Annotated in this window: 19 protein-coding genes; 9 read left to right on the top strand and 10 right to left on the bottom strand. The window is 72.7% G+C overall.

What is annotated here, in order from left to right; genetic code table 11:
• Positions 1 to 114: 114 nt before the first annotated feature.
• The 3 genes from QFW80_RS10430 to gpmI form a co-directional block, all read right to left on the bottom strand.
• Positions 115 to 1998, bottom strand: coding sequence for a S41 family peptidase (locus QFW80_RS10430; protein ID WP_280601825.1), 1884 nt, complete (start codon positions 1996 to 1998; stop codon positions 115 to 117).
• A gap of 323 nt (positions 1999 to 2321) precedes the next feature.
• On the bottom strand, positions 2322 to 3560 hold the full coding sequence (locus tag QFW80_RS10425) for a murein hydrolase activator EnvC family protein (protein WP_425603545.1): 1239 nt from the start codon (positions 3558 to 3560) through the stop codon (positions 2322 to 2324).
• A complete protein-coding gene (gene gpmI / locus QFW80_RS10420) occupies positions 3557 to 5071 on the bottom strand; it encodes a 2,3-bisphosphoglycerate-independent phosphoglycerate mutase (protein ID WP_280601823.1) in 1515 nt (504 codons plus the stop codon). The genes QFW80_RS10425 and gpmI overlap by 4 nt, the downstream gene beginning before the upstream one ends.
• Before the next feature lie 172 nt (positions 5072 to 5243).
• Between gpmI and QFW80_RS10415 the strand changes: the two genes are divergently transcribed.
• From QFW80_RS10415 to QFW80_RS10405, 3 genes are all read left to right on the top strand, one after another.
• Positions 5244 to 5918: a DUF4097 family beta strand repeat-containing protein gene (locus QFW80_RS10415; RefSeq protein WP_280601822.1), complete on the top strand. Its 675-nt coding sequence runs from the start codon at positions 5244 to 5246 to the stop codon at positions 5916 to 5918.
• A gap of 70 nt (positions 5919 to 5988) precedes the next feature.
• Positions 5989 to 7689: a M28 family metallopeptidase gene (locus QFW80_RS10410; protein WP_280601821.1), complete on the top strand. Its 1701-nt coding sequence runs from the start codon at positions 5989 to 5991 to the stop codon at positions 7687 to 7689.
• A 235-nt stretch (positions 7690 to 7924) separates the two neighbouring features.
• Positions 7925 to 8323, top strand: coding sequence for an MAPEG family protein (locus QFW80_RS10405; RefSeq protein ID WP_280601820.1), 399 nt, complete (start codon positions 7925 to 7927; stop codon positions 8321 to 8323).
• Here the strand turns inward: QFW80_RS10405 and QFW80_RS10400 are convergent.
• Positions 8310 to 8855 carry an MgtC/SapB family protein gene (locus QFW80_RS10400; RefSeq protein WP_280601818.1) on the bottom strand — a complete coding sequence of 182 codons (546 nt, stop codon included), beginning with the start codon at positions 8853 to 8855 and terminating at the stop codon, positions 8310 to 8312. The two genes, QFW80_RS10405 and QFW80_RS10400, sit on opposite strands and share 14 nt — an antisense overlap.
• Positions 8856 to 8880: 25 nt before the next feature.
• A complete protein-coding gene (gene tyrS, locus QFW80_RS10395) occupies positions 8881 to 10098 on the bottom strand; it encodes a tyrosine--tRNA ligase (RefSeq protein WP_280601816.1) in 1218 nt (405 codons plus the stop codon).
• A gap of 182 nt (positions 10099 to 10280) precedes the next feature.
• On the opposite strand from tyrS, the gene QFW80_RS10390 reads away from it, so the two are divergent.
• From QFW80_RS10390 to QFW80_RS10380, 3 genes are all read left to right on the top strand, one after another.
• Positions 10281 to 11762, top strand: a complete 1482-nt coding sequence (locus QFW80_RS10390; RefSeq protein ID WP_280601814.1) for a M23 family metallopeptidase — start codon at positions 10281 to 10283, stop codon at positions 11760 to 11762.
• A 417-nt stretch (positions 11763 to 12179) separates the two neighbouring features.
• The gene (locus QFW80_RS10385; RefSeq protein ID WP_280601813.1) at positions 12180 to 13280 is read left to right on the top strand and encodes an anhydro-N-acetylmuramic acid kinase; all 1101 of its coding nucleotides are present in this window, start codon (positions 12180 to 12182) and stop codon (positions 13278 to 13280) included.
• 64 nt (positions 13281 to 13344) lie between these two features.
• The gene (locus tag QFW80_RS10380) at positions 13345 to 13521 is read left to right on the top strand and encodes a hypothetical protein (protein WP_280601812.1); all 177 of its coding nucleotides are present in this window, start codon (positions 13345 to 13347) and stop codon (positions 13519 to 13521) included.
• A 57-nt stretch (positions 13522 to 13578) separates the two neighbouring features.
• Here QFW80_RS10380 and QFW80_RS10375 read toward each other — a convergent pair whose 3' ends face one another.
• The 4 genes from QFW80_RS10375 to QFW80_RS10360 all read right to left on the bottom strand — a co-directional run bounded on the left by QFW80_RS10375 (position 13579) and on the right by QFW80_RS10360 (position 16445).
• Complete coding sequence (locus QFW80_RS10375) at positions 13579 to 13842, bottom strand: hypothetical protein (RefSeq protein ID WP_280601811.1); 264 nt, start codon at positions 13840 to 13842, stop codon at positions 13579 to 13581.
• Positions 13839 to 15143, bottom strand: coding sequence for an AmpG family muropeptide MFS transporter (locus tag QFW80_RS10370; RefSeq protein WP_425603544.1), 1305 nt, complete (start codon positions 15141 to 15143; stop codon positions 13839 to 13841). The genes QFW80_RS10375 and QFW80_RS10370 overlap by 4 nt, the downstream gene beginning before the upstream one ends.
• Positions 15140 to 15940 carry an exodeoxyribonuclease III gene (locus QFW80_RS10365; protein ID WP_280601809.1) on the bottom strand — a complete coding sequence of 267 codons (801 nt, stop codon included), beginning with the start codon at positions 15938 to 15940 and terminating at the stop codon, positions 15140 to 15142. The genes QFW80_RS10370 and QFW80_RS10365 overlap by 4 nt, the downstream gene beginning before the upstream one ends.
• Positions 15941 to 16094: 154 nt before the next feature.
• Positions 16095 to 16445 carry a zinc ribbon domain-containing protein YjdM gene (locus QFW80_RS10360; protein ID WP_280601807.1) on the bottom strand — a complete coding sequence of 117 codons (351 nt, stop codon included), beginning with the start codon at positions 16443 to 16445 and terminating at the stop codon, positions 16095 to 16097.
• A 74-nt stretch (positions 16446 to 16519) separates the two neighbouring features.
• Here QFW80_RS10360 and pyrE point away from each other — a divergent pair, with 74 nt between their 5' ends.
• A complete protein-coding gene (pyrE, locus tag QFW80_RS10355) occupies positions 16520 to 17179 on the top strand; it encodes an orotate phosphoribosyltransferase (RefSeq protein WP_280601805.1) in 660 nt (219 codons plus the stop codon).
• Between the two features lie 25 nt (positions 17180 to 17204).
• On the top strand, positions 17205 to 17855 hold the full coding sequence (locus QFW80_RS10350) for a hypothetical protein (RefSeq protein WP_280601804.1): 651 nt from the start codon (positions 17205 to 17207) through the stop codon (positions 17853 to 17855).
• Between the two features lie 32 nt (positions 17856 to 17887).
• On the opposite strand, the gene QFW80_RS10345 is transcribed toward QFW80_RS10350, so the two are convergent.
• Complete coding sequence (locus QFW80_RS10345; protein ID WP_280601802.1) at positions 17888 to 19138, bottom strand: TIGR03862 family flavoprotein; 1251 nt, start codon at positions 19136 to 19138, stop codon at positions 17888 to 17890.
• Positions 19139 to 19229: 91 nt separating this feature from the next.
• On the opposite strand from QFW80_RS10345, the gene QFW80_RS10340 reads away from it, so the two are divergent.
• Positions 19230 to 20351 (top strand): Gfo/Idh/MocA family protein, encoded by a 1122-nt coding sequence (locus QFW80_RS10340; RefSeq protein WP_425603543.1) that lies wholly within the window; start codon positions 19230 to 19232, stop codon positions 20349 to 20351.
• The last annotated feature ends 809 nt before the right edge of the window (positions 20352 to 21160 follow it).

Genomic DNA, 21160 nt, shown 5'->3' with positions numbered 1-21160 from the left:
ACCCGGCCGCTGCACGAGGCCAGGCCGCCCGGACCGGAGGGCGACGAGGCCCGAGGCGGGCGGACGCGACGCAGGGCCGTGCGGACAGCGTGGGCCGCGGGCCAGGGCCCTGCACTATGGCGTCACGGGCTCAGCCGGTTGCGCGGGGCGGTCGGGCTGCGGCATCGGGGCGTCCGGGTCGGTCGGGGTCCCGGGGTCTGCGGGTTCTGCGGGGTCCGCGGCGTCCGCCGAATCTGCCGCGTCCGCCGCCTCGGTGGCCTCGGTGGCCTCGGTCGCCGTCGTCGCGTCGGCCGGGGGCGCGCCGGAACCGGCAGCCGGTGCCGGCGCATCCGCCGCCCTGGCCGCCGCGGACCCGGGCGCGGACGGCGTCGCCGCGGGGGCGGCCTGCGTGGCCGCCTGCCGTCTGGCGACCGAGCCGGGCGCCTTGAGTTCGGCCAGCGCGGCGGTGATCGGGCCGTCGCCCTCGAGCACGTCGCCGGCGTTGGCGCCTTCCTCCTCCTCGTCGCCGCGCAGGTGGCCCGGCAGGGTCGCCTCGGTGTAGCCGGGGCCGTTCGCGGTCGCGCTTGCCTCGCGGTCGTCCGGCGTCAGCACCACGTCCGGATCGATGCCGCGGGCCTGGATCGAACGCCCGCTGGGGGTGAAATAGCGCGCGGTGGTGAGCTTGACCGCATCGCCGTTGCCCAGCGGCATCACCGTCTGCACCGAGCCCTTGCCGAAGCTGCGGCTGCCGACGATGCGCGCGCGGCGGTTGTCGTGCAGGGCGCCGGCCAGCACCTCCGAGGCGCTGGCCGAGCCGGCATCGATGATCACCACCACCGGTGCGCCGGCCAGCAAGTCGCCGGCGGTGGCGCTGAATTCAGTGTCGTTGACCGGGTTGCGGCCCCGGGTGCTGACGATGCGGCCGCGCTCGAGCAGGTCGTCGGCCACCCGCACGGCCGAGGTCAGCAGGCCGCCTGGATTGCTGCGCAGGTCGATCACCAGGCCCTTGAGCCGACCGCCGGCCTCGCCCTTGAGCCGCTCGACGGTGCGGGTGAAGTCCTCGCCGGTCTCGACCTGGAACTGGCTGATGCGCACGTAGCCGTAGCCCGGCTCCAGCATGCGGCCGCGCACGCTGGCGACGCGGATCGTTTCGCGGTTGACCGTGATTTCCAGCGGCTCGGCCTCCCCTTCGCGCAGCACGGTGAGCACCGCGCGCGTGCCCGGCGCGCCGCGCAGCGGGCCATGGCCCTCGGCGTCGGCCGGGGTCAGCGGCTTGCCGTCGACCGCGACGATGGTGTCGCCGGAGCGGATCCCGGCCTTGGCCGCCGGGGTATCGTCGATCGGCGCGATCACCCGCACCTTGCCGTCGGGCAGTTGCAGTACCTCGACCCCGATGCCGTCGTAGGCACCGGTGGTGCCCTCGTCGAAGGCCTCGGCCGCGCGCTTCTCGAGGTAGGCGCTGTGCGGGTCGAGGTCGAGCAGCAGGCCACGGATGGCGGCGCTCATCAGCTCGCGGTCGTCCACTTCGTCCACGTAGCCCTGGCGGATGGCGTTGAACAGGCCGACATAGCGGCGGATCTCTTCCAGTGGGACCTTGGTGGCGGCGCTTTCGGCCGCGTCGGGATCGTCGCTGGCGGGCACCGGCGCCTCGGCCTCGGGTGCGGTCTCTTCGGGCGCGTCGCCGGGGTCGGATGCGTCCTGCGGCGGGGCGGGCGAGCGTTCCGGACGACCGTCCTCGCGAGCCGGAGCCTCCGGACCGGCGGGAGGGGCGTCGACCTGCGGCGGGGTGGGGTCCATCGGCCGCGGCGCGGGCGATGCGGGATCGCGCGGCGCCTGCGGTCGCGCGTCGTCGACCGGCGCCGGCACGGGCGCGTCCTGCGCCTCGGGGGCGCCCTGCTCGGGCGCCGGACGTGGGGCCTGCGCCTCCGGCGCCGGCTGCGGTTCCTGGGCGGGTGCGGGCAGGGACGCGAGCGCCAGCGGCAGCAGGGCGGCGAGCAGCGGCAACGGGCGGACGGGCATGCAGGAACTCCGGGGGAACGGCGACGTGTGGCCGCGCGGGGCGCGGCTCCGCCCGATTATGCGGGCGCGTCGGGGAGTTTCGTGAAGCCGCACTGGCTGCGGACGCTGGCCGGGCAGGCGGGCAACTCAGCCGCCAGCCCGATCGCCTCGCGCGCACCGATGGCGGCAGGCCTGGCGCCGTCCCAGAGCGGACACCGCACACGCAGGACCGGTGCGCTGCGGCGAGCGCCCCGACCGTGCGCCTGGCGCGGGACGAGTGCGCCGGCGCGCCGGCGCAGCCGTCTCGGAGCGCGGGGAGTCCCTGCAGGCGCGTGCCGCGCCGCTCAGCGCTTCTGCAGGAAGCCGGTCGGATTCACCGGCTGGCCGTTGCGGCGCAGTTCGAAATACAGCGCCGGCTGGCCCTGGCCGCCGGAATTGCCGACGGTCGCAACCGCGTCGCCGCGGCGGACGGCGGCGCCGGCCTCCTTGAGCAGCGCGTCGCAGTGGGCGTACAGGCTCATCGCGCCGTTGCCGTGGTCGACGATCAGGATCATGCCGTAGCCGGTCATCCACTCGGCGAACACCACCGTGCCGTCCGCCACCGCGCGGATCGGCGAACCGGCCGCCGCACCGATCAGCACGCCCTGGCTGCTGCGCCCGTCGGGCATGCGTCCGCCGAAGCCGGCCAGCAGCGAGCCCGACAGCGGCCAGCCCAGGCCGCCGACCTGGATCGGCGCCGCGCGCGCGACCTGGGCGGGAGCGCGGCGCGCCGGGTTGCCGCCGCCGGGCGAGGCCTGCCGCCTGGCCTCCCGCGCGGCGGCCGCCTTGCGTTCGGCCTCGGCCTTCGCCGCGGCGGCGCGCAGGCGCGCCAGCAGGCGCTCCAGCGATTTCGCATCACGGCCCAGGGCCTGCTCGCGCGCACTGCGGTCGCGGTAGCGCTTGTCGAGCGTCGCCACGGCCTGCGCACGCTCGCGGCGGTCGCGCTCCAGCGCCGCCACCTGGGCGCGCTGGTTCTCGCGGGCGCGCTCGAGCGCCTGGCGGCGATCGGCGATCTCGCGTTCGAGCGATTCGAGCCCCGCCAGCTCCCCGCGCAGCGCGGCGATGCGTTCGGCGCGCTGCCGCTGCAGGTAGCGGTGGTAGGTCAGCGCGCGGCTGGCGTCGGCCACCTGGTCCTGGGCCAGCAGCAGCTTGAGCGGCGCGGCATCGCCGGCGGTGTAGCTGGCGCGCAGCAGCGCGCGCAGCTCCTCGCGCTGGGCGCCCATGCGCGTGCGCAGGGCGTCGCGGGTGGTCGCAAGCTCCTTCAGCGCGGCCTGCTGCCGCGCGAGTTCGGCCTCGGTCTGCTGCAGGGCGCGCGCACTGCTGGCGACCTGCTCGTCGGCGGCGCGCAGCTGGCGCGCGGCCTCGCCGCGCTGGCCTTCGATCCGGCGGCGTTCGCTGGCGACGTCGCGCAGCTCCTTGCGCACGCGGTCCAGGCGCTGCTCGGTCTCGCCGCCGGACTGCCAGGCCCCCGCCGGCGCCGCCATGCACGCGGCGGCCAGCAGCGCCGCCGCCAGGGCCCGCCGGGCGCGGGCCGCGTGGATCATTCCTTCGCGACCAGCAGGCTGGCGCCGGTCATCTCGGCCGGTTGCGTAACGCCGAGCAGGTCGAGGATGGTCGGCGCGAGATCGCGCAGCGCGCCCCCGCGGCGCAGCGTGGCTGCACGGGAGCCGACGTAGACCAGGTCCACCGGGCCGACGGTGTGCGAGGTATGCGGCTCGCCGGTCTCCGGGTCGCGCATCATTTCGCAGTTGCCGTGGTCGGCGGTCACCAGCAGTTCGCCGCCCTTGTCGCGCACCGCGGCGATGATCTCGCCGACCGCGCGATCCACGGTTTCGACGGCCTTGATCGCCGCCGACAGCACGCCGGTGTGGCCGACCATGTCGGGGTTGGCGAAGTTGCAGATGATCGCGTCGAAGCGCTCGGCTTCGATCGCCTCGACCAGCTTCGCGCACACTTCCGGCGCGCTCATCTCCGGCTGCAGGTCGTAGGTGGCCACCTTCGGGCTGGGGACCAGGATGCGCTCCTCGCCCGGGTACGGCGCCTCGCGGCCGCCGCTCATGAAGAAGGTGACGTGGGCGTACTTCTCGGTCTCGGCGATGCGCAGCTGGGTCAGCCCCTGCGCGCCCAGCACCTCGCCGAGCGTGTTGGCGAGGTTGTCGGGCGCGAACGCGACCGGTGCCGGCAGCGTGGCGTCGTATTCGGTCAGGCACACGTAGCGCGCCAGCGCCGGACGGCGCACGCCGTTGCCGAAGCCGGCGAAATCCGGCGATACGAACGCGGCGCTGAGCTGGCGCGCGCGGTCGGCGCGGAAGTTCATGAACACGATCGCGTCGCCGTCGCGCATCGGCTGCGCGCCGGCGAGCGCGGTCGGCGCGACGAACTCGTCGTTCTCGCCGCGTGCATAGGCCGCCCGCAGCGCCGACAGCGCATCGGGCGCATCGCCCTGCGCCTCGACCACCGCGTCCCAGGCCTTGCGCACGCGCTCCCAGCGCTGGTCGCGATCCATCGCCCAGTAGCGGCCCGACACGCTGGCGATGTGCGCATTGCCGAGCGCGTCGCACTTGTCCTGCAGCGCGCGCAGGCTCGGCTCGGCCGAGCGCGGCGGCATGTCGCGGCCGTCGAGGAAGGCGTGCACGGCCACGCGCGGCACGCCGCGGCGGGCGGCGAGGTCGAGCATGGCGAAGATGTGCGCCTCGTGGCTGTGCACGCCGCCGGGCGACAGCAGCCCCATCACGTGCAGGGTGCCGCCATCGGCGAGCACCGCGTCGCAGGCGGCATTGAGCTCGGCGGTCTCGAAGAAGCTGCCGTCCTCGATCGCGGCGTCGATCCGGGTGAGGTCCTGGTAGACGATGCGCCCGGCGCCGATGTTCATGTGCCCGACTTCGGAATTGCCCATCTGCCCGTCCGGCAGCCCGACATAGCGGCCCTCGGTGTGGATCAGCGTGGTCGGGTGCTCGGCCAGCAGCCGGCGCCAGTTGGGCACGTCGGCCAGGGCGATGGCGTTGTCGGCCGGATCGTCGCGGTGGCCCCAGCCATCGAGGATCAGCAGGACCACGGGGCGGGGGCGGGCGGCGCGGGAAGCGGGGGAGGCAGGCACGGACGGGAGTCCCGGTGACTTTCGACCGGTGCGATTGTAGCCAAGCCGGTGCAAGCTGGTTCCGAACCTGCTCCACTGCACACCGTTGCACCGGCAACCGCATGCCGCACCGCCCGGGAGGGCCATCGCCATGAAGCATTCCTGCATCGCCGTCACCCTCGCCTGCTCGCTGCTGCTGTCCGCCGCCCCGGCGCTGGCGCAGCAGGACATCAGCAAGGTCAACGGCAGCGTCGTCGCCCAGGCCGGGCGGCCCTACGGCGACGTCGACACCGTCAACGGCAGCATCACCATCGAATCGGGCGCCATGGTCGCGGATGCCGAAACGGTGAACGGCAGCATCCGCGCGGGCGACGACATCGGCGCCGACAGCCTGTCGACGGTCAACGGCAGCATCCGCATCGGCGAACGCGCGCGCATCGCCCGCGACGTGGAAACGGTGAACGGCAGCATCTTCGTCGGCGCCGCCGGCAGCGTGGGCGGTGGCGTGAGCACCGTCAATGGCGCGATCGGGCTGGTCGACGTCGACCTGGCCGGCGGCATCGAAACCGTCAGCGGCGACATCACCGTCGGCGTCGGTTCGCACGTGCGCGGCGGCATCACCGTGACCAAGCCGACCTCGAACTGGTTCCCGGTGCAGGTCAACAAGCGCAAGCCGCGGATCATCATCGGCCCGGACGCGGTGGTCGAAGGCCCGCTGAAGTTCGAGCGCGAGGTGACGCTGTACGTGCACCAGACCGCGCGCACCGGCCCGGTCACCGGCGCCACGGCGACCCCGTACAGCGGGGAGCGCGCGCCGGCGGAGTGATCCGGCCGGCGACGCGGGCGCGGTGGTCGGGGACGCGTAGAATCGGCGCACCGTTCGACCGGAGTCACCGATGCGCCATTCCCTGATCCTGCTGTGCAGCGGCAGCCTGCTGCTGGCCGCGTGCAACCGCGCGCCCGCGCCCGAGGCCGCCGACACGCCCGCCCCGCCCGTCGCCGAGGCGCCCGCGCCCGACGCGCACACCTTCAAGCCGGAGATCGACGCCGACGACGTCCGCGCCCTGGTCACCACGCTCGCGTCCGACGAGTTCGAGGGCCGCGCCCCCGGTTCGGCCGGCGAAGAGAAGACGGTCGAGTACATCAAGGCCCAGTACGAGCGCATCGGCCTGGAGCCGGGCGGCGACAACGGCACCTATTTCCAGACCGTGCCGATGGTGGAGACCACCGCCGACGAGGCGACCGTGCTGCGCCTGGACAGCGGCGGCGCCACCCGCGAGCTGAAGTTCGGCAGCGACATGGTGATCGGCACCCGCACCGGCAAGACGCAGGTCGCGGTGGCCGACAGCGAGCTGGTGTTCGTCGGCTACGGCGTTAACGCCCCCGAACAGGACTGGAACGACTACGCCGGCCTCGACGTGAAGGGCAAGACCGTCGTGATCCTGGTCAACGACCCGGGCTTCCATGCCGGCGACGAGAGCCTGTTCGAAGGCAACCGGATGACCTACTACGGCCGCTGGACCTACAAGTTCGAGGAAGCCGCGCGCCAGGGCGCCGCCGCCGCGCTGATCATCCACGACACCGAAGGCGCCTCCTACGGCTGGGACGTGGTGAAGAATTCCTGGTCGGGCGCCCAGTTCGACCTGCGCGCCGAGGACGATCCCGAGCCGCGCCTGCCGGCACAGGGCTGGATCACCGGCGAGGTGGCGCAGCAGCTGTTCTCCGAATCCGGGCTCGACCTGAAAGCGCAGTACGCCGCCGCCAACCGCCGCGGCTTCAAGGCCGTGCCGCTGACGGCGAAGGTCTCGTTCGACCTCGCCAGCACGGTCGAGCAGAAATCCTCGCAGAACGTGATCGGCTACATCCCGGGCACCCAGGCGCCGGAGGAGTCGGTGATCTACCTCGCCCACTGGGACCACCTGGGCAAGCACGAGGGCGAAGGCGACACGATCTACAACGGCGCGGTCGACAACGCCACCGGCGTGGCCGGCATCATCGAGATCGCCGAGCGCTTCAAGCAGTCCGCGCAGCCGCAGCGCTCGGTGGTGTTCCTGGCGGTGACGCTGGAGGAGTCGGGCCTGCTGGGCTCGAAGTTCTACGTCGCCCAGCCGGGCTTCGCGCTGGAGAAGACCGTCGGCGTGATCAACCTCGACGCGATGAGCGTCGCCGGGCGTTCGCGCGACGTGGTGGTCACCGGCAAGGGCAATTCGGCGCTGGAGGACATCCTCAAGGCGCACGCCGACAAGCAGCAGCGCACCCTGGTGGAGGAAGGCAACCCGGCCGGCGGCTTCTACTTCCGCTCCGACCACTTCAACTTCGCCAAGGCCGGCGTGCCGGCGCTGTACGCCAAGGGCGGCAGCGACCTGCTCGAGGGCGGCGCGGAGGCCGGCAAGACGGCGAACGACGAGTACGCCAGCCGCTACCACCAGCCGGGCGACGAGATCCACGCAGGCTGGAAGTTCGACGGCATCGTCGAGGACCTGGAACTGCTGTTCTCCGTCGGCCTGGACCTGGCCGACGGCGGCCAGTGGCCGAACTGGTACGACGGCAACCCGTTCAAGGCCGCGCGCGACGCGCAGCGGGCCGCGCTCGAATAGCGCGCAGCGGGGCGCCGCGCGGCCTCCCGGAGACGGCGCCCATGCGGCGCCGTTTCCGTATCCGTCCCGCGACGTCGTGCCCCGTGCGTCCCACGCAACGTGGAGGCTGTCCGCCGCACCCTGCGCCGATCCGCCTGCAGGGTGGCCGGGGCGCGCGCCGGCATCGGCACCATCGGGCGACGGGGCGCGCCCGTCCTGCTCTAATCTGGCATTCCTGCCGGAGACCGCCGACGCCATGACCCTCGCCACCGCCTACTGGTGCGTGCTCATCGCCGCCCTGCTGCCCTACGTGTGGGTCGCCTTCGCCAAGACCGGCGCGCCCGGCTACAACAACCGCAATCCGCGCGCGTGGCTCGGCAAGCAGGAGGGCAACTACCGCGTGCAGCGCGCGAACGCCGCGCACCTCAATGCATTCGAGGCATTCGCGCCGTTCGCCGCCGGCGTGGTGATGGCGCAGCTGGCGGGCGTGGACCCGGGCCGGATCGCGCTGCTGGCGGTGGCATTCGTGGTCCTGCGCATCGCGCACGGCGTGTGCTACCTGGCGGACCTGCCGCGGTGGCGCAGCCTGGCGTGGATCACGGGCTACGCCTGCGTGCTCGGCCTGCTCGGCCTGGCGGCGCTCAGCGTCGCCTGACGCGCGCCGGATCCTCGGCGCTGGGCGCCTGCGACACCGCGGCCTGCGGGTCCTTCGCGGCCTCCTGCAGGCCCTTGCGCTTTTCCCACCACGACAGCGCGACCAGCACGAACAGCGACAGCGCGGTGGCGGTGCCGGCGACCAGGTAGTAGTCCAGTCCCGCGGCCACGCCGATCACCGCCACCGTGAGCAGCGAGGCGGCGGTGGTGATGCCGGAGATGGTCTCGCCCCCGCGGCGGCTCTCGCCGAAGATCGTCCCGGCGCCGATGAACGCCACGCCGGCGATCACCGCCTCGACCAGGCGCAGCGGATCGACCTGCATGATCCCGCTGGCCGGCGAACCCGCCTGCGCCTCGACCGTCAGCCGGCCGACGCCGACCAGCAGCGCCGACGCGCCGGCCACGAGCATGTGGGTGCGGAAGCCCGCCGGCCTGCGCTTGAGTTCGCGCTCGAACCCGATCAGGCCACCGAGCAGCATCGCGATCGCCATGCTGGCGACCACGTCCAGTTGTTGTGCGATTCCGGGGTCCATGCCCGCCAGCCTGGCGGGCGCCTCGTCATGCCGCGGTGACGAGCCGCACCCGCGCGAAGTTGCGCTTGCCCACCTGCAGCACGCCTTCGAAGCCCGGCGCCAGCACCAGGCCCGCGTCCTCCACCACGGCGCCGTCGATCTTCACCGCGCCCTCCCTGAGCTTGCGGTTGGCCTCCGAATTGGACGGCGTGATGCCGGCGGCGGTCAGCAGCGCGGCCACGCGCAGGCCCTCGGCGGGCACCGCCACGTCCTGCAGCGGCAGCAGCGAGGTGTCGCCCTGGCCGGTGACCGCCGCATGCCAGCCGGCGATCGCGGTTTCGGCCGCGCTCGCGTCGTGGAAGCGCGCCGCCAGCTCGCGCGCCAGGCGCAGCTTGATCTCGCGCGGGTTCAGTCCCGCGGCCACGCCGGCCTTGAGCCGCTCCGCCTCGTCGATCGAGATCTCGAAGCTCAGCAGGTCGATCCACCGCCACATCAGGTCGTCGCCGATCTTCATGGTCTTGTTGACGATGTCGATCGGGGCTTCGGCGATGCCGATGTAGTTGCCCAGCGACTTGCTCATCTTGTTGACGCCGTCCAGCCCCTCGAGCAGCGGCATGGTCAGCACCACCTGCGGCGCCTGTCCGTGCGCTTCCTGCAGGCCGCGGCCCATCAGCAGGTTGAACTTCTGGTCGGTGCCGCCGAGCTCCACGTCCGCGCGCAGCGCGACCGAGTCGTAGCCCTGCACCAGCGGATAGAGGAACTCGTGGATCGCGATCGGCTGCTGCGCCGCATAGCGCTTGGCGAAGTCGTCGCGCTCGAGCATGCGCGCCACCGTGTGCTGGCCGGCGAGGCGGATCATGTCGGCCGCCGACATCGCGCCGAACCATTCGCTGTTGAAGCGCACCTCGGTGCGGTCGCGGTCGAGCACCTTGAACACCTGCGACTCATAGGTCCGTGCGTTCTCGAGCACGTCCTCGCGGGTCAGCGGCTTGCGGGTTGCACTCTTGCCCGACGGGTCGCCGATCATCCCGGTGAAGTCGCCGATCAGGAACACGACCTGATGGCCCAGGTCCTGGAACTGCCGCATCTTGTTCAGCAGCACCGTGTGGCCCAGGTGCAGGTCTGGGGCGGTGGGGTCGAAGCCGGCCTTGACGCGCAGCGGGCGGCCTTCGTCCAGTCGCGCGGCCAGCTCCCCGGGCTTGAGGATCTCGTCGGCGCCCCGGGCCAGCAGTTCCAGGGCGGCGTCGGTCGCCGGGCCGCTCACGGGGAGACCCGGCGCGCAGCGCCCGGCTTCAGGGATGTGATGCCTGTCATAAGAAATCGTAAAAGTCCCGTTAACAAGTGTGCGCGCGCAAAACCCTTGGGCAACAAGGGTTTGACGCTCCCAGTTCATGTGCTTATGGTACGCCGCTGACGCGCCCGTCACGCCATACCCGGATTTTCGCCATGACGCAGCCGCCCCAGATGTCGTCGGACGTCGCCCATCACCAGGCCGTCCGCCAGCACAACCTCCGGGCCGCCGCGCAGAACACCGCCAACGAACAGCGACTGGCCGATGCCGGCGATGCCGGTGCGCGCTTCTCGTTCAACGGCCGCTGGAGCCGGCGCGACTGGGCGCACGCCAGCCTGTTCGCCACGCTCGGTGCGCTGGTCATCGGCCTGGTGCCGGGCTTTTCCAACGCCATGCGCGTCGCCGACCACGGGCCGGCGCTGACCACCCTGGCCCTGCCGCTGCCGCCGCTGCCCAAGGCGACCCGCGCCGCGCAGGCCCAGCGCAGCTGGGAGGTGGTCAAGGTGGAATCCGGCCAGACCCTCGGCTCGATCTTCGAGGCGCGCGGCATTCCCGCCGCCACCCTGCACCGGCTGCTCGAGGCCTCGGACGACCGGCAGGCGCTGGCCCGGCTGCGCCCGGGCGCCGAACTCGCGTTCGACCAGGCCGCCGACGGCCGCCTGCTGGCGTTCCGCTACGACCGCAACGACACCCAGCGGGTGGAACTGTCGCTGGCCGGCGACCGGGTCGCCGAACAGGTGATCGAGCGTCCGGTCGAAGTGCGCACCGCGGTGGTGAGCGGCAAGGTCGGCAAGTCGCTGTTCCATTCCGCGCGCAAGCTGGGCCTGAGCCCGTCGGTGATCAACACCCTGACCGACGAGGTGTTCAAGTACGACATCGACTTCGACCGCGACGTGACCTCCGGCGACCGCTTCAGCGTGGTGGTCGAGCAGACCTGGCGCGAGGGCGAGCTGATCCGTTCCGGCCCGGTGACCGCGGCGGTGTTCACCGCCAAGGGCAAGCCGTTCACCGCGATCCGCTTCGAGCGCGACGGCAAGGGCGAGTATTTCTCCGCCGAGGGCCGGCCGCTGAAGAAGAGCTTCATCCGCAGCCCGATCCAGTACGCGCGCCTGAGCTCGCGTTTCGGCAACCGCCGGCATCCGGTGCTGGGCACCCAGCGCATGCACAAGGGCGTGGACTACGCCGCCCGCAGCGGCACCCCGATCATGGCCGCGGGCGACGCGCGAGTGGTCTCGGCCGGCTGGCACGGCGGCTACGGCAACACCGTGGTGCTCGACCACGGCAAGGGCCACACCACGCTGTATGCGCACATGTCGCGCACCGCCAAGCTCAAGCGCGGCCAGCGCGTCTCGCAGGGTGACGTGATCGGATTCGTCGGCTCAACCGGCCTGTCCACCGGCCCGCACCTGCACTACGAATTCCGCGTCAACGGCGTGCACCGCAACCCGCTGCAGCACACCATGCCGCCGCCCGAGCCGCTGAGCGGCACCGCGCTGGCGCAGTTCCGCGCCCAGACCGGTCCGGCGCTGGAGCGCATCCGCGAAGTCGAGGAAATCATCTACGCCAGCGTGCCCGAGGCGGCGGACGCCGACCGCCGCGTCGCCGCCGCCACCGCGCCGCGCGGCAAGCGCGGCTGAGCGCCCGCGCGACGCGCAGCACCATCGCGTAGCCCGGGTAAGCGAAGCGCGCCCGGGGGGACCCGCCGCATACGCGGCCCGCAGGCCGCGAACGCGTCGACGGCGGGTGCGACGACGGTGAACGGCCCGCCCCTTCGATCCGCAGACGCCGCTCCGGCGGCACGTCCTTCGGTGCCGTCACGCGAAGATGGCCCTGATCCCGGCGTCGCCCGCACAAGCGAAGCGCGCCCCGGGGTCGATCCGCGTCCCGGGCGGATCGCACCTCACGCCATCCGCGCAGATCGTCCTGGCCCTTGCCACCGCGCCGGCGCAACGCGCCGCTATCGGCCAACACCGGCGCGCCTGGCCGCACCCGCATGCGTCCGGTCCGGTGCAAGACGTCCGCTGGCCGCGCATGCCGCCCCGTAGAATCCCGCCATGTCTGACCTCTATCTCGGCCTGATTTCCGGCACCAGCGCCGACGGCATCGACGCTGCCCTGGTGCGTTTCGACGATGGCCCTGCGCGGCTCGTGTTCGGCCGCACCTATCCCTGGGATCCGATGCTGCGCGCGCAGCTGGTGGCGCTCGGCCAGCAGGGCGCGTCGCTGTCGCTGGACGCGATCGCCGAACTCGACGTGCGCGTCGCGCGCGCCTTCGCCGAAGCCGCCAACCTCGCACTCGCCGACAGCGGCACCCCGGCGCACGCGGTCCGCGCGATCGGCTCGCACGGCCAGACCCTGCGCCATCGCCCCTGGGGGCCGTATCCGTTCACCCTGCAGCTCGGCGATCCCTCGACCATCGCCGAACGCACCGGGATCACCACCGTGGCCGACCTGCGCCGGCGCGACATCGCCGCCGGCGGCCACGGCGCGCCCCTGCTGCCGGGCCTGCACGCCGCGCTGCTGCACGCGGCCGACGAGGACCGCGCGGTGCTCAACCTCGGCGGCATCGCCAACCTGACCCTGCTGCCGGCCCGGGGCGAGGTGCACGGCTTCGACACCGGCCCGGCCAATGCGCTGATGGACGCCTGGACGCTGCGCCACCTCGACCAGGCCTTCGACCAGGGGGGCGCGTTCGCCGCCGGCGGCCGGGTCGACCAGGGCCTGCTCGGACGCCTGCTCGACGACGACTGGTTCACGCAGCCGCCGCCCAAGTCCACCGGGCGCGACCACTTCCATCTCGGCTGGGTCGAGGCGCGGCTGCGCGGCGACGAAGCGGCCGCCGACGTGCAGGCCACGCTCAACGCGCTGACCGCGCGCACCGTGGCCACCGCCCTGCAGGCGAGCCAGCCGGGCACCCGGCGCGTGATCGCCTGCGGCGGCGGCGTGCACAATCCGGTGCTGATGGCCGCGCTCGCGGCGGCGCTGCCGGACGCGATCGTCGAGTCCACCGCGGCGCACGGGATCGATCCCGACCACGTCGAGGCCATGGGCTTCGCCTGGCTGGCGCGGCAGACCCTGCTCGGCCTGCCCGGCAACCTGCCCAGCGTGACCGGCGCGGCGGGGCCGCGCGTGCTGGGCGGCCTCTATCCGGCGTGATTGCCGCGCCGGGGCGCGGTTCGCGTTGTGTCGGGCATGACCCCTCGCCACGAGGCATCGCCCCATGGACCTCCGCCGGGTGCCGCCATCGACGTTCGCCCTGCTGGTCGCGGGCGGGCTGGTCCTCGCGACCGGCCTCTACACCGTCAATACCGGCCTGCAGCTCGCCGGCGGCCTGATTTTGGTCGTCGCTGCGATCCTCGCGCTGGGGCAGGCGAAGGGTCCGCCGCGACGCCGCTGAACCCGCCCGCACGGCACCGCGGCCGCTTGCAGGCGCTCCGCGGTGACGCAACGCCCCTCACCCCCCGGCGGGCGGCCCCACCCGACCGATCGCCGCGTAGCCCGGATCGCTCGGGATCTGCTCCAGCGCGGCGATCGCGGCCTGCAGCGCGTCGGCCTCGCTCAGGTCCAGCCGCACCGACCCGTCGCCCTCGTAGACGTGCAGGCCCTGCTCGAGCAGGTACTGCATCGCCGCCGGCAGGGTCCAGCCGCGGGCCTCGGCCACGCGGCGGATCCGGTCGACCAGCACCGGGTCGGCATCCCTGAGCACGATGTCGGTCATGGCGGTGGCTCGGCGGCGGACGTCGCGACGCCATCGTCCGCCAGGACCAGCCTGGGTTTCAACCAGAAGAACAGCGCCACCGCCGGCACCGCCACCAGGGTGGTGATGGCGAAGTACACCCCGTAGCCGACCTGCTCGACGATCCCGCCCGAGACCGCGCTCAGCACCTTGCCCGGCAGCATCACCAGCGAGGAGAACAGCGCGTACTGGGTGGCGGTGAAGCGCTGGTTGACCAGGGCCGAAAGGAACGCCACCAGGGTGGTGCCCTGGAAGCCCTGGGCCAGGTTCTCGCCCGAGATCACCACCGTGAGCTTCCACACGTCGCCGTCGGCGCCGACCAGCCACAGGTACAGCAGGTTGCTGGCCGCGCCCAGGATCACGCCCGCCAGCAGCGGCCACTTCACGCCCCAGCGGGCGACGGCGATGCCGCCCAGGAACACGCCCACGATTCCGATCCAGATGCCGTAGACCTTCGACACCGCGGCGATTTCGGTCTTGGTGAATCCCTGGTCGAGGTAGAACGGCGCCATGATGCCGCCGCCCAGCGACTGGTCGGAGATCTTCGCCAGCAGGATGAAGGCCAGCAGCGCCAGCGCCAGCCCGCCGCCGAAGCGGCGGAAGAAGTCGGCGAAGGGTTCGACCACGCCCTCGCGCAGGCCCCGGGCCCAGGTTTCGGCGCGCACCCGCACCACGTCCGGCTCGCGCGCGATCAGCACCGCCGCCAGCGGTACCAGCATCACCAGCGCCATCACCCGGTACACCACCGGCCAGGCGACGTGGTCGGCCAGCACCAGCGCCAGCGCGCCGGTGACGATCAGCGCGATCCGGTAGCCCAGCGAATAGGTCGCCACCAGCGCGCCCTGCGAGGTGTTGGGCGCGATCTCGACCCGGTAGGCGTCGACCGCGATGTCGAGCGTGGCGCCGGCGAACGCGGTCATCAGCGTGATCCACACGAATGCGGCCAGCCGGTCGGGGGTGAGCTGGGCCATCAGCAGCAGGCCCGCGGTCACCACCACCAGCGCCAGCAGCAGCCAGCCGCGGCGCTGGCCGAGGCGGCCCAGCAGCGGCAGCCGCCAGCGGTCCACCAGCGGCGCCCACAGGAACTTGAGCGTGTAGGCCATGCCGGCGCTGGCGATGAGCGTGATGTTGCGCAGCTCGATGCCGTTTTCCTTCAGCCAGTACGCCAGCGTGCCGGCCACCAGCAGGAACGGCATGCCCGAGGCGAAGCCGAAGAAGAACATCGTCCACGCCGCCGGCTGGGTGAACGCCCGCCAGATCGACGGCTTGGCCGCTGCGCTCACTCGGCGTAATCCACGACGTAGGGCGCGTGGTCGGAGAAGCGCGGCTGCGGATGCACCTCGGCGCCGCGGATGCGCTGCGCCAGCGCGGGCGTCACCAGCTGGTAGTCGATGCGCCAGCCGACGTTGTTGGCGCGCGCCGCGCCGCGGTTGCTCCACCAGGTGTACTCGACCGCGTCCGGCCTGGCCACGCGGAAGCTGTCCTTCCAGCCGTGCGCGGGCGGCTCGACCAGCCCGTCGCCGTGGGCGTCGGCGATCATGCCGTTGAGCCAGGCGCGCTCGGGCGGCAGGCAGCCGGAATTCTTCTGGTTGCTCGACCAGTTCCTGATGTCGTTCTTCGCGCGCACGATGTTCCAGTCGCCGCACAGCACGTAGTCACGGCCGCTGGCCAGCCACTGGTCCAGGATCGGCCTGAGCCAGTCCATCACCTCGAACTTGAAGCCCTGGCGCAGTTCGCCCGACGACCCCGAGGGAATGTAGAACGAGACCACGCTCAGGTTGCCGTAGCGGGCCTCGATGTAGCGGCCCTCGTCGTCGAACGGGGCCCAGCCCAGCGACGTGCGCACCTCGTCGGGTTCGCGCTTGCTGTAGATCGCCACGCCGCTGTAGCCCTTCTTGGTGATCGCGTCGCGGTAGTGGCAGTGGCCGTAGGGACGGAAGCAGGCGTCGCCGAGCTGGTCTTCCTGCGACTTGGTTTCCTGCAGGCAGACGATGTCGGCGTCCTGCGCGGGCAGCCAGTCGAAGAACCCCTTGTTGGCGGCGGAACGGATGCCGTTGGCGTTGAAGCTGACGATGCGCATGCGGACAGGCGGGCGTGGGGGATCGGGCAAGCCTAGCCGAATCCGCACGGGGTCGCCCATGGGCCGCACCTCCGCTGTCGCACGTTCGGTGCCCACCGCGGCAGCAGCCGCGCGCCGGCTCCGGTCCGTGCGGACGCCCGCCGCCCGCGTGCGCTCAGGCCTTGCGCACGAACGCCGACTTCAGTCCCATCTGGCCGATGCCCTCGATCCGGCAGTCGATGTCGTGGTCGCCGTCGACCAGGCGGATGTTGCGCACCTTGGTGCCGCCCTTCACCACCAGCGACGAGCCCTTGACCTTCAGGTCCTTGAGCACCACCACGCTGTCGCCGTCGGCCAGCAGCGTGCCGTGCGCATCGCGCACCTGCGCCGTGGCGGCGGCATCGGCCGCCTCGTCGGCCAGCTCCGCCGGCGACCATTCGTGCGCGCACTCGGGACAGACGAGCAGCGCGCCGTCCTCGTAGACGTGGGCGGACGCACAGTGCGGGCAATCGGGCAGGCCTGGCATCGGGGCGGGTCCTCGGGAGAAGAGGCGGCATTGTCCCATCGCGCCGCCTCCGGCACGCATGGGACAATGCCGCCATGACCGACCACCGCACCCGTTTCCTGGAGCTGGCGCTGCGCGCACAGGCGCTGCGCTTCGGCGAGTTCACGCTCAAGTCCGGGCGCGTGAGCCCTTACTTCTTCAACGCCGGGCGCTTCGATTCGGGTACGGCGCTGGCCACGCTCGCCGGCTGCTACGCCGATGCGCTGGAGGCGTCGGGGGTCGGCTTCGACCTGCTGTTCGGGCCGGCCTACAAGGGCATCCCGCTGGCCACCGCGCTGGCCTGCGAATACGCGCGCCGCGGCCGCGACCTGCCGCTGGCGTTCAACCGCAAGGAGGCCAAGGCGCACGGCGAGGGCGGCACCCTGATCGGCGCGCCGCTGGACGGGCGCCGGGTGCTGGTGGTGGACGACGTGATCACCGCCGGGACCGCGATCCGCGAGGCGCTCGGCACCATCCGCGCCGCCGGCGGCACGCCCGCGGGCATCGTGATCGCGCTCGACCGCCAGGAAATCGCCGGCGACGGCGCCACCACGTCGGCCGCGCAGGCGGTGACTGCGGAGGCCGGGATCCCGGTGGTGGCGGTCGCGACGCTGGACGACCTGCTGGCATTCGCCGACCGGAGTGCGGCCCTGTCGGACGAGCGTTCGCGTTTGCAGGCCTATCGGGCGCAATATGGCGTCCATGGCACACGTTGATTCGATCCGCAGGGGGCGGGCTTCGATGAAGATGCATCCATGGCTGGCGGCCGCGGCGCTGTGCGCGCTGTCCGCCGGCGCTCCGGCACAGAAGCGGCCGGCCGACGCCGGCGCCGAGAAGAAGCTCTACTGCTGGGACGAAGGCGGCCGCCGGGTCTGCGGCGACGCCCTGCCCGCGAACGCGGTCAATGCCGCGCGCACCGAACTCAGCGCCCGCAGCGGGCGCCCGCTGGCGAGGCTCGACGAGCAGATGACGCCCGAGGAGCGGGCGGCGGCCGAAGCGGCCGAGCGCGAGGCCGGGATCGCGGCCAATGCCGAGGCCGCGCGGCTGCGCCGCGAACGCGCGATGGCGGAGTCCTACGAAACCGAGGAAGACCTGCGCGCCGCGTTCGGCGACCGCATCGTGCTGGTCGACGAGGGCCTGAAGACCTCGCGCATGGGCGTGGCCAACCTGCGCCAGAGCCTGGTCTCGCTGCTGCGCCAGGCCAACGACCTGGAGCTGCAGGGCCAGCCGGTGCGCAAGGCGCTGGCCGACAACATCCAGTCCCAGCACCGCGACCTGCTGCGGCAGCAGGCGATCATGCGCCAGCAGATGGAGGAACGCGCCTCGCTGGACGAGGAACTGGCGCACGCGGTCGAGCGCTACCACGCGCTGAAGAGTCCGCAGCGGCGCTAGCACGGGCGTCCAAGCGGGCATGCGCCATCGGGTTACTCCGCCGCGGTCGGCCGCAGCCAGCCGACGACCCCGTCCGCGGCCACGCATCCGCTGGCGAAGCACGCGGTGAGCAGGTAGCCGCCGGTCGGCGCTTCCCAGTCCAGCATCTCGCCGGCCACGAACGTCCCCGGGCGGGCGTGCAGCATCAGCCCGTCGTCGAGCGCCTCGAGCCGGACGCCGCCGGCCGTGCTGATCGCCTCGGCCACCGGACGCGGGCGGCGCAGGCGCAGCGGCAGGCGCGTGAGCGCGGCGGCCACCCGGTCGGGATCGTCCAGGGCGTCGGCCGGCAGTACCTCGCGCAGCAGGCCGGCCTTGGCGCCGTGGACGCCGACGGTGCGGCGCAGGTGCTCGGACAGGCTGCGCCCAGCCCGCGGGCGCGCCAATGCGGCGCGCAGCGCGTCCGGGTCCCGCCCCGGCACCAGGTCCAGGGCGATGTCGGCATGGCCGTCGCGTTCGATGCGTTCCCGCAACGTCGCCGAAACCGCATAGATCAGGCTGCCTTCGAGCCCGTATCCGGCCACCACGCACTCGCCCTGCAACTGTCGGGCGCCGCCGTCCGCATCCTGCCAGTGCAGCACCACGGGCTTGAGCGGCGCGCCGGCATGGCGCTGCGCGAAGTGCGGCGACCAGTCGAGTTCGAAGCCGCAGTTCGCCGCACGCAGCGGCGCGACCTCCACCCCCGTGGCCGCCAGCACCGGGGCCCAGGCGCCATCGCTGCCCAGCTGCGGCCAACTGGCGCCGCCGAGCGCGAGGACGGTGGCATCGGCCCGCACCTGCACCGGGCCGTGGGGCGTGTCGAAGCACAGCGCGCCGTCATCGGCCCAGCCGGTCCAGCGCTGCTGGACGTGCAGCGCCACGCCCTGCGCGCGCAGCCGCCGCACCCAGCCGCGCAGCAGCGGTGCGGCCTTGCGGTCGAGCGGAAACACGCGCCCCGAGCTGCCGACGTAGGTATCGACGCCCAGGCCACGCGCCCAGTCGCGCAACGCGTCGGCATCGAAGCGCTCGAGCCAGCGGCCGACGGCCGCGGCGCGTTCGCGATAGCGGCTGGCGAACAGCGGCCGCGGATCGGAATGGGTGAGGTTGAGCCCGCCCTTGCCCGCGATCAGGAACTTGCGTCCCACCGAGCCCTTGGCCTCGAACAGGTCCACCGCGAACCCGGCGGCCCGCAGGCGTTCGGCGGCCATCAGGCCGGCAGGCCCGCCGCCGACCACTGCGACGCGACGTGTGGGATGCGGGTCGTGCATGCACGCATTATCGCCGCCGCGTCGCACCGGGCCGGCGCATGCCGCGGGTGAGCGCTAACATGGACCCGACACCGAAGGATGGGAGGACGCGATGACCGGGGACCGGAACCGTGGCTGGACGCGCCGCCAGGCGCTGCAATCGATGGCGCTCGCGGGCGCGGCGGCAGCGTGGAGCCCGCGCTCGCTGGCGCAGGACCGCAGGATCGGCGTGGCGCTGGTGGGACTGGGCGGCTACGCCAAGGGCCTGCTCGCCCCGGCGCTGCAGCTGACCAGGCACTGCCGCCTCGCCGGGCTGGTGACCGGGTCGCCCGACAAGCTGCCCGAGTGGCAGGGCAAGTACGGCATCCCCGACCGCAACGTCTATTCCTACGAGGATTTCCACCGCATCGCCGACAACCCGGACATCGATGCGGTGTACATCGTCACCCCGAACCACCTGCACAAGGCGCACGCCCTCATCGCCGCGGCCGCCGGCAAGCACGTGTGGTGCGAGAAGCCGATGGCGATGGACGCGGCCGAGGGCGAGGCGATGATCAAGGCCTGCCGCGACCACAAGGTGCAGCTGACCATCGGCTACCGCATGCAGCACGAGCCCAACACCCGCCGCTTCATGGCGATGGCGACCGAGCGCCCGTTCGGCCGCATCGTCAAGCTGCGCGCGGACGCGGGCTGGTTCGGTTGGCGCAACGGCCCCGACGAGGCCTGGCGGCTGGATCCGGCGCGCGGCGGCGGCGCGATGTACGACATGGGCGTGTACTGCGTGAACGCGGCGCGCTATTCCACCGGCCTGGAGCCGGTCGCGGTCCAGGCCTGGGACGAGACCGCGCGCCGCGAACTGTTCAAGGGCGTGGACGAGACGATGCGCTTCCGGCTCGAATTCCCCGAGGACATCGTCGCCGAGTGCGTGACCAGCTTCGGCCGCAACCTCAACACGCTGCAGGTCGACTGCGAGCGCGGCTGGTACACGATGTCGCCGTTCCAGAGCTACGACGGCAATGGCGGCCGCGCCAGCGACGGCACCGTGTTCGAGCCGCAGCTGGGCAAGAGCCCGCGCATGCAGGCCGAGCAGATGGACCAGGACGCGCTGGCCATCCTCGAGCGGCGTGCGCCGCGCGTGCCGGGCGAGGAAGGCGTGCGCGACCTGCGCGTGCTCGACGCCGTCTTCGCCTCGGCAAAGGCCGACGGCAAGCGGGTGGAGATCGCGCAGGGCTGAGCGCGTCTCCGGTACTGCAGGTCGCGGTTTGGCACCGCCGGTTCGCCGGCCGCGCTCCGGGCCGCTGGATCGGGCTTCTGATGCGGTCGGACGTTCCGTTGCTCGCCGCGCGGGTAGCGGCGGCGCAGCGTGCCGCCTTTTCCGGTGGCCGTGAGCGGCAGACGGAGGTCCCTCAAGACGATGCGTTGCAGCGAGCAGTCATGGATACGTGGCATGGCTCCATGTCCGCGCAACCTGAGCGACCCCGGTCCGACCGGTGGGCCTTCGCTGCGAATGTCCCCCGGCGTCCGCATGCGCGGCCGCCTCCTCCTTGAGTTCGCGCAAAGGCCCACCGGCCGGACCGGGGCTGGGCTTGCGGCACGAACGGGAAGCCGCTACTCCGCTACCCGCGCGTCGAGGCGCTTCGACGCTGCCGTCGTCTTCAGTGCGGCGCGTCGTCCCTCCGGCACGGCTGATCCGCACTGCCGTCGCGGCAGTCGGTTCGCCGGCCCATGCGCGTCGCAGGCATTGCAACCCGGCGGCCGTCATCCCACGGCTCCCCGGGACTGCGACGCATCCGCTATTTGCACCGGACGACACACGATGCTCGGGACGCCGGGGGCGGGTGTCTCCGGGGACGGAATCAAGGAGGAGGCGACGGCATGAGCCGTCGCCCGGGGGACATTCGTCACCGGAGGCACCCGGCTCCGGCGCCGCCCGATCATCGCGGCCCCACTCTTGCCCGGACCAATCGTCGCGAGGCGCAGCGGCGGCATGTCACGCGCGGCCGCGAACTCCCAAGTTCCTCGCAGGCGCGCAGAAGACGCCTG

The sequence above is a fragment of the Luteimonas rhizosphaericola genome (assembly GCF_029888045.1).
GTDB lineage: Bacteria > Pseudomonadota > Gammaproteobacteria > Xanthomonadales > Xanthomonadaceae > Luteimonas > Luteimonas rhizosphaericola.
The sequence above is the reverse complement of the archived record's forward strand: the minus strand, read 5'-3'. Positions and strand labels throughout refer to the sequence as shown.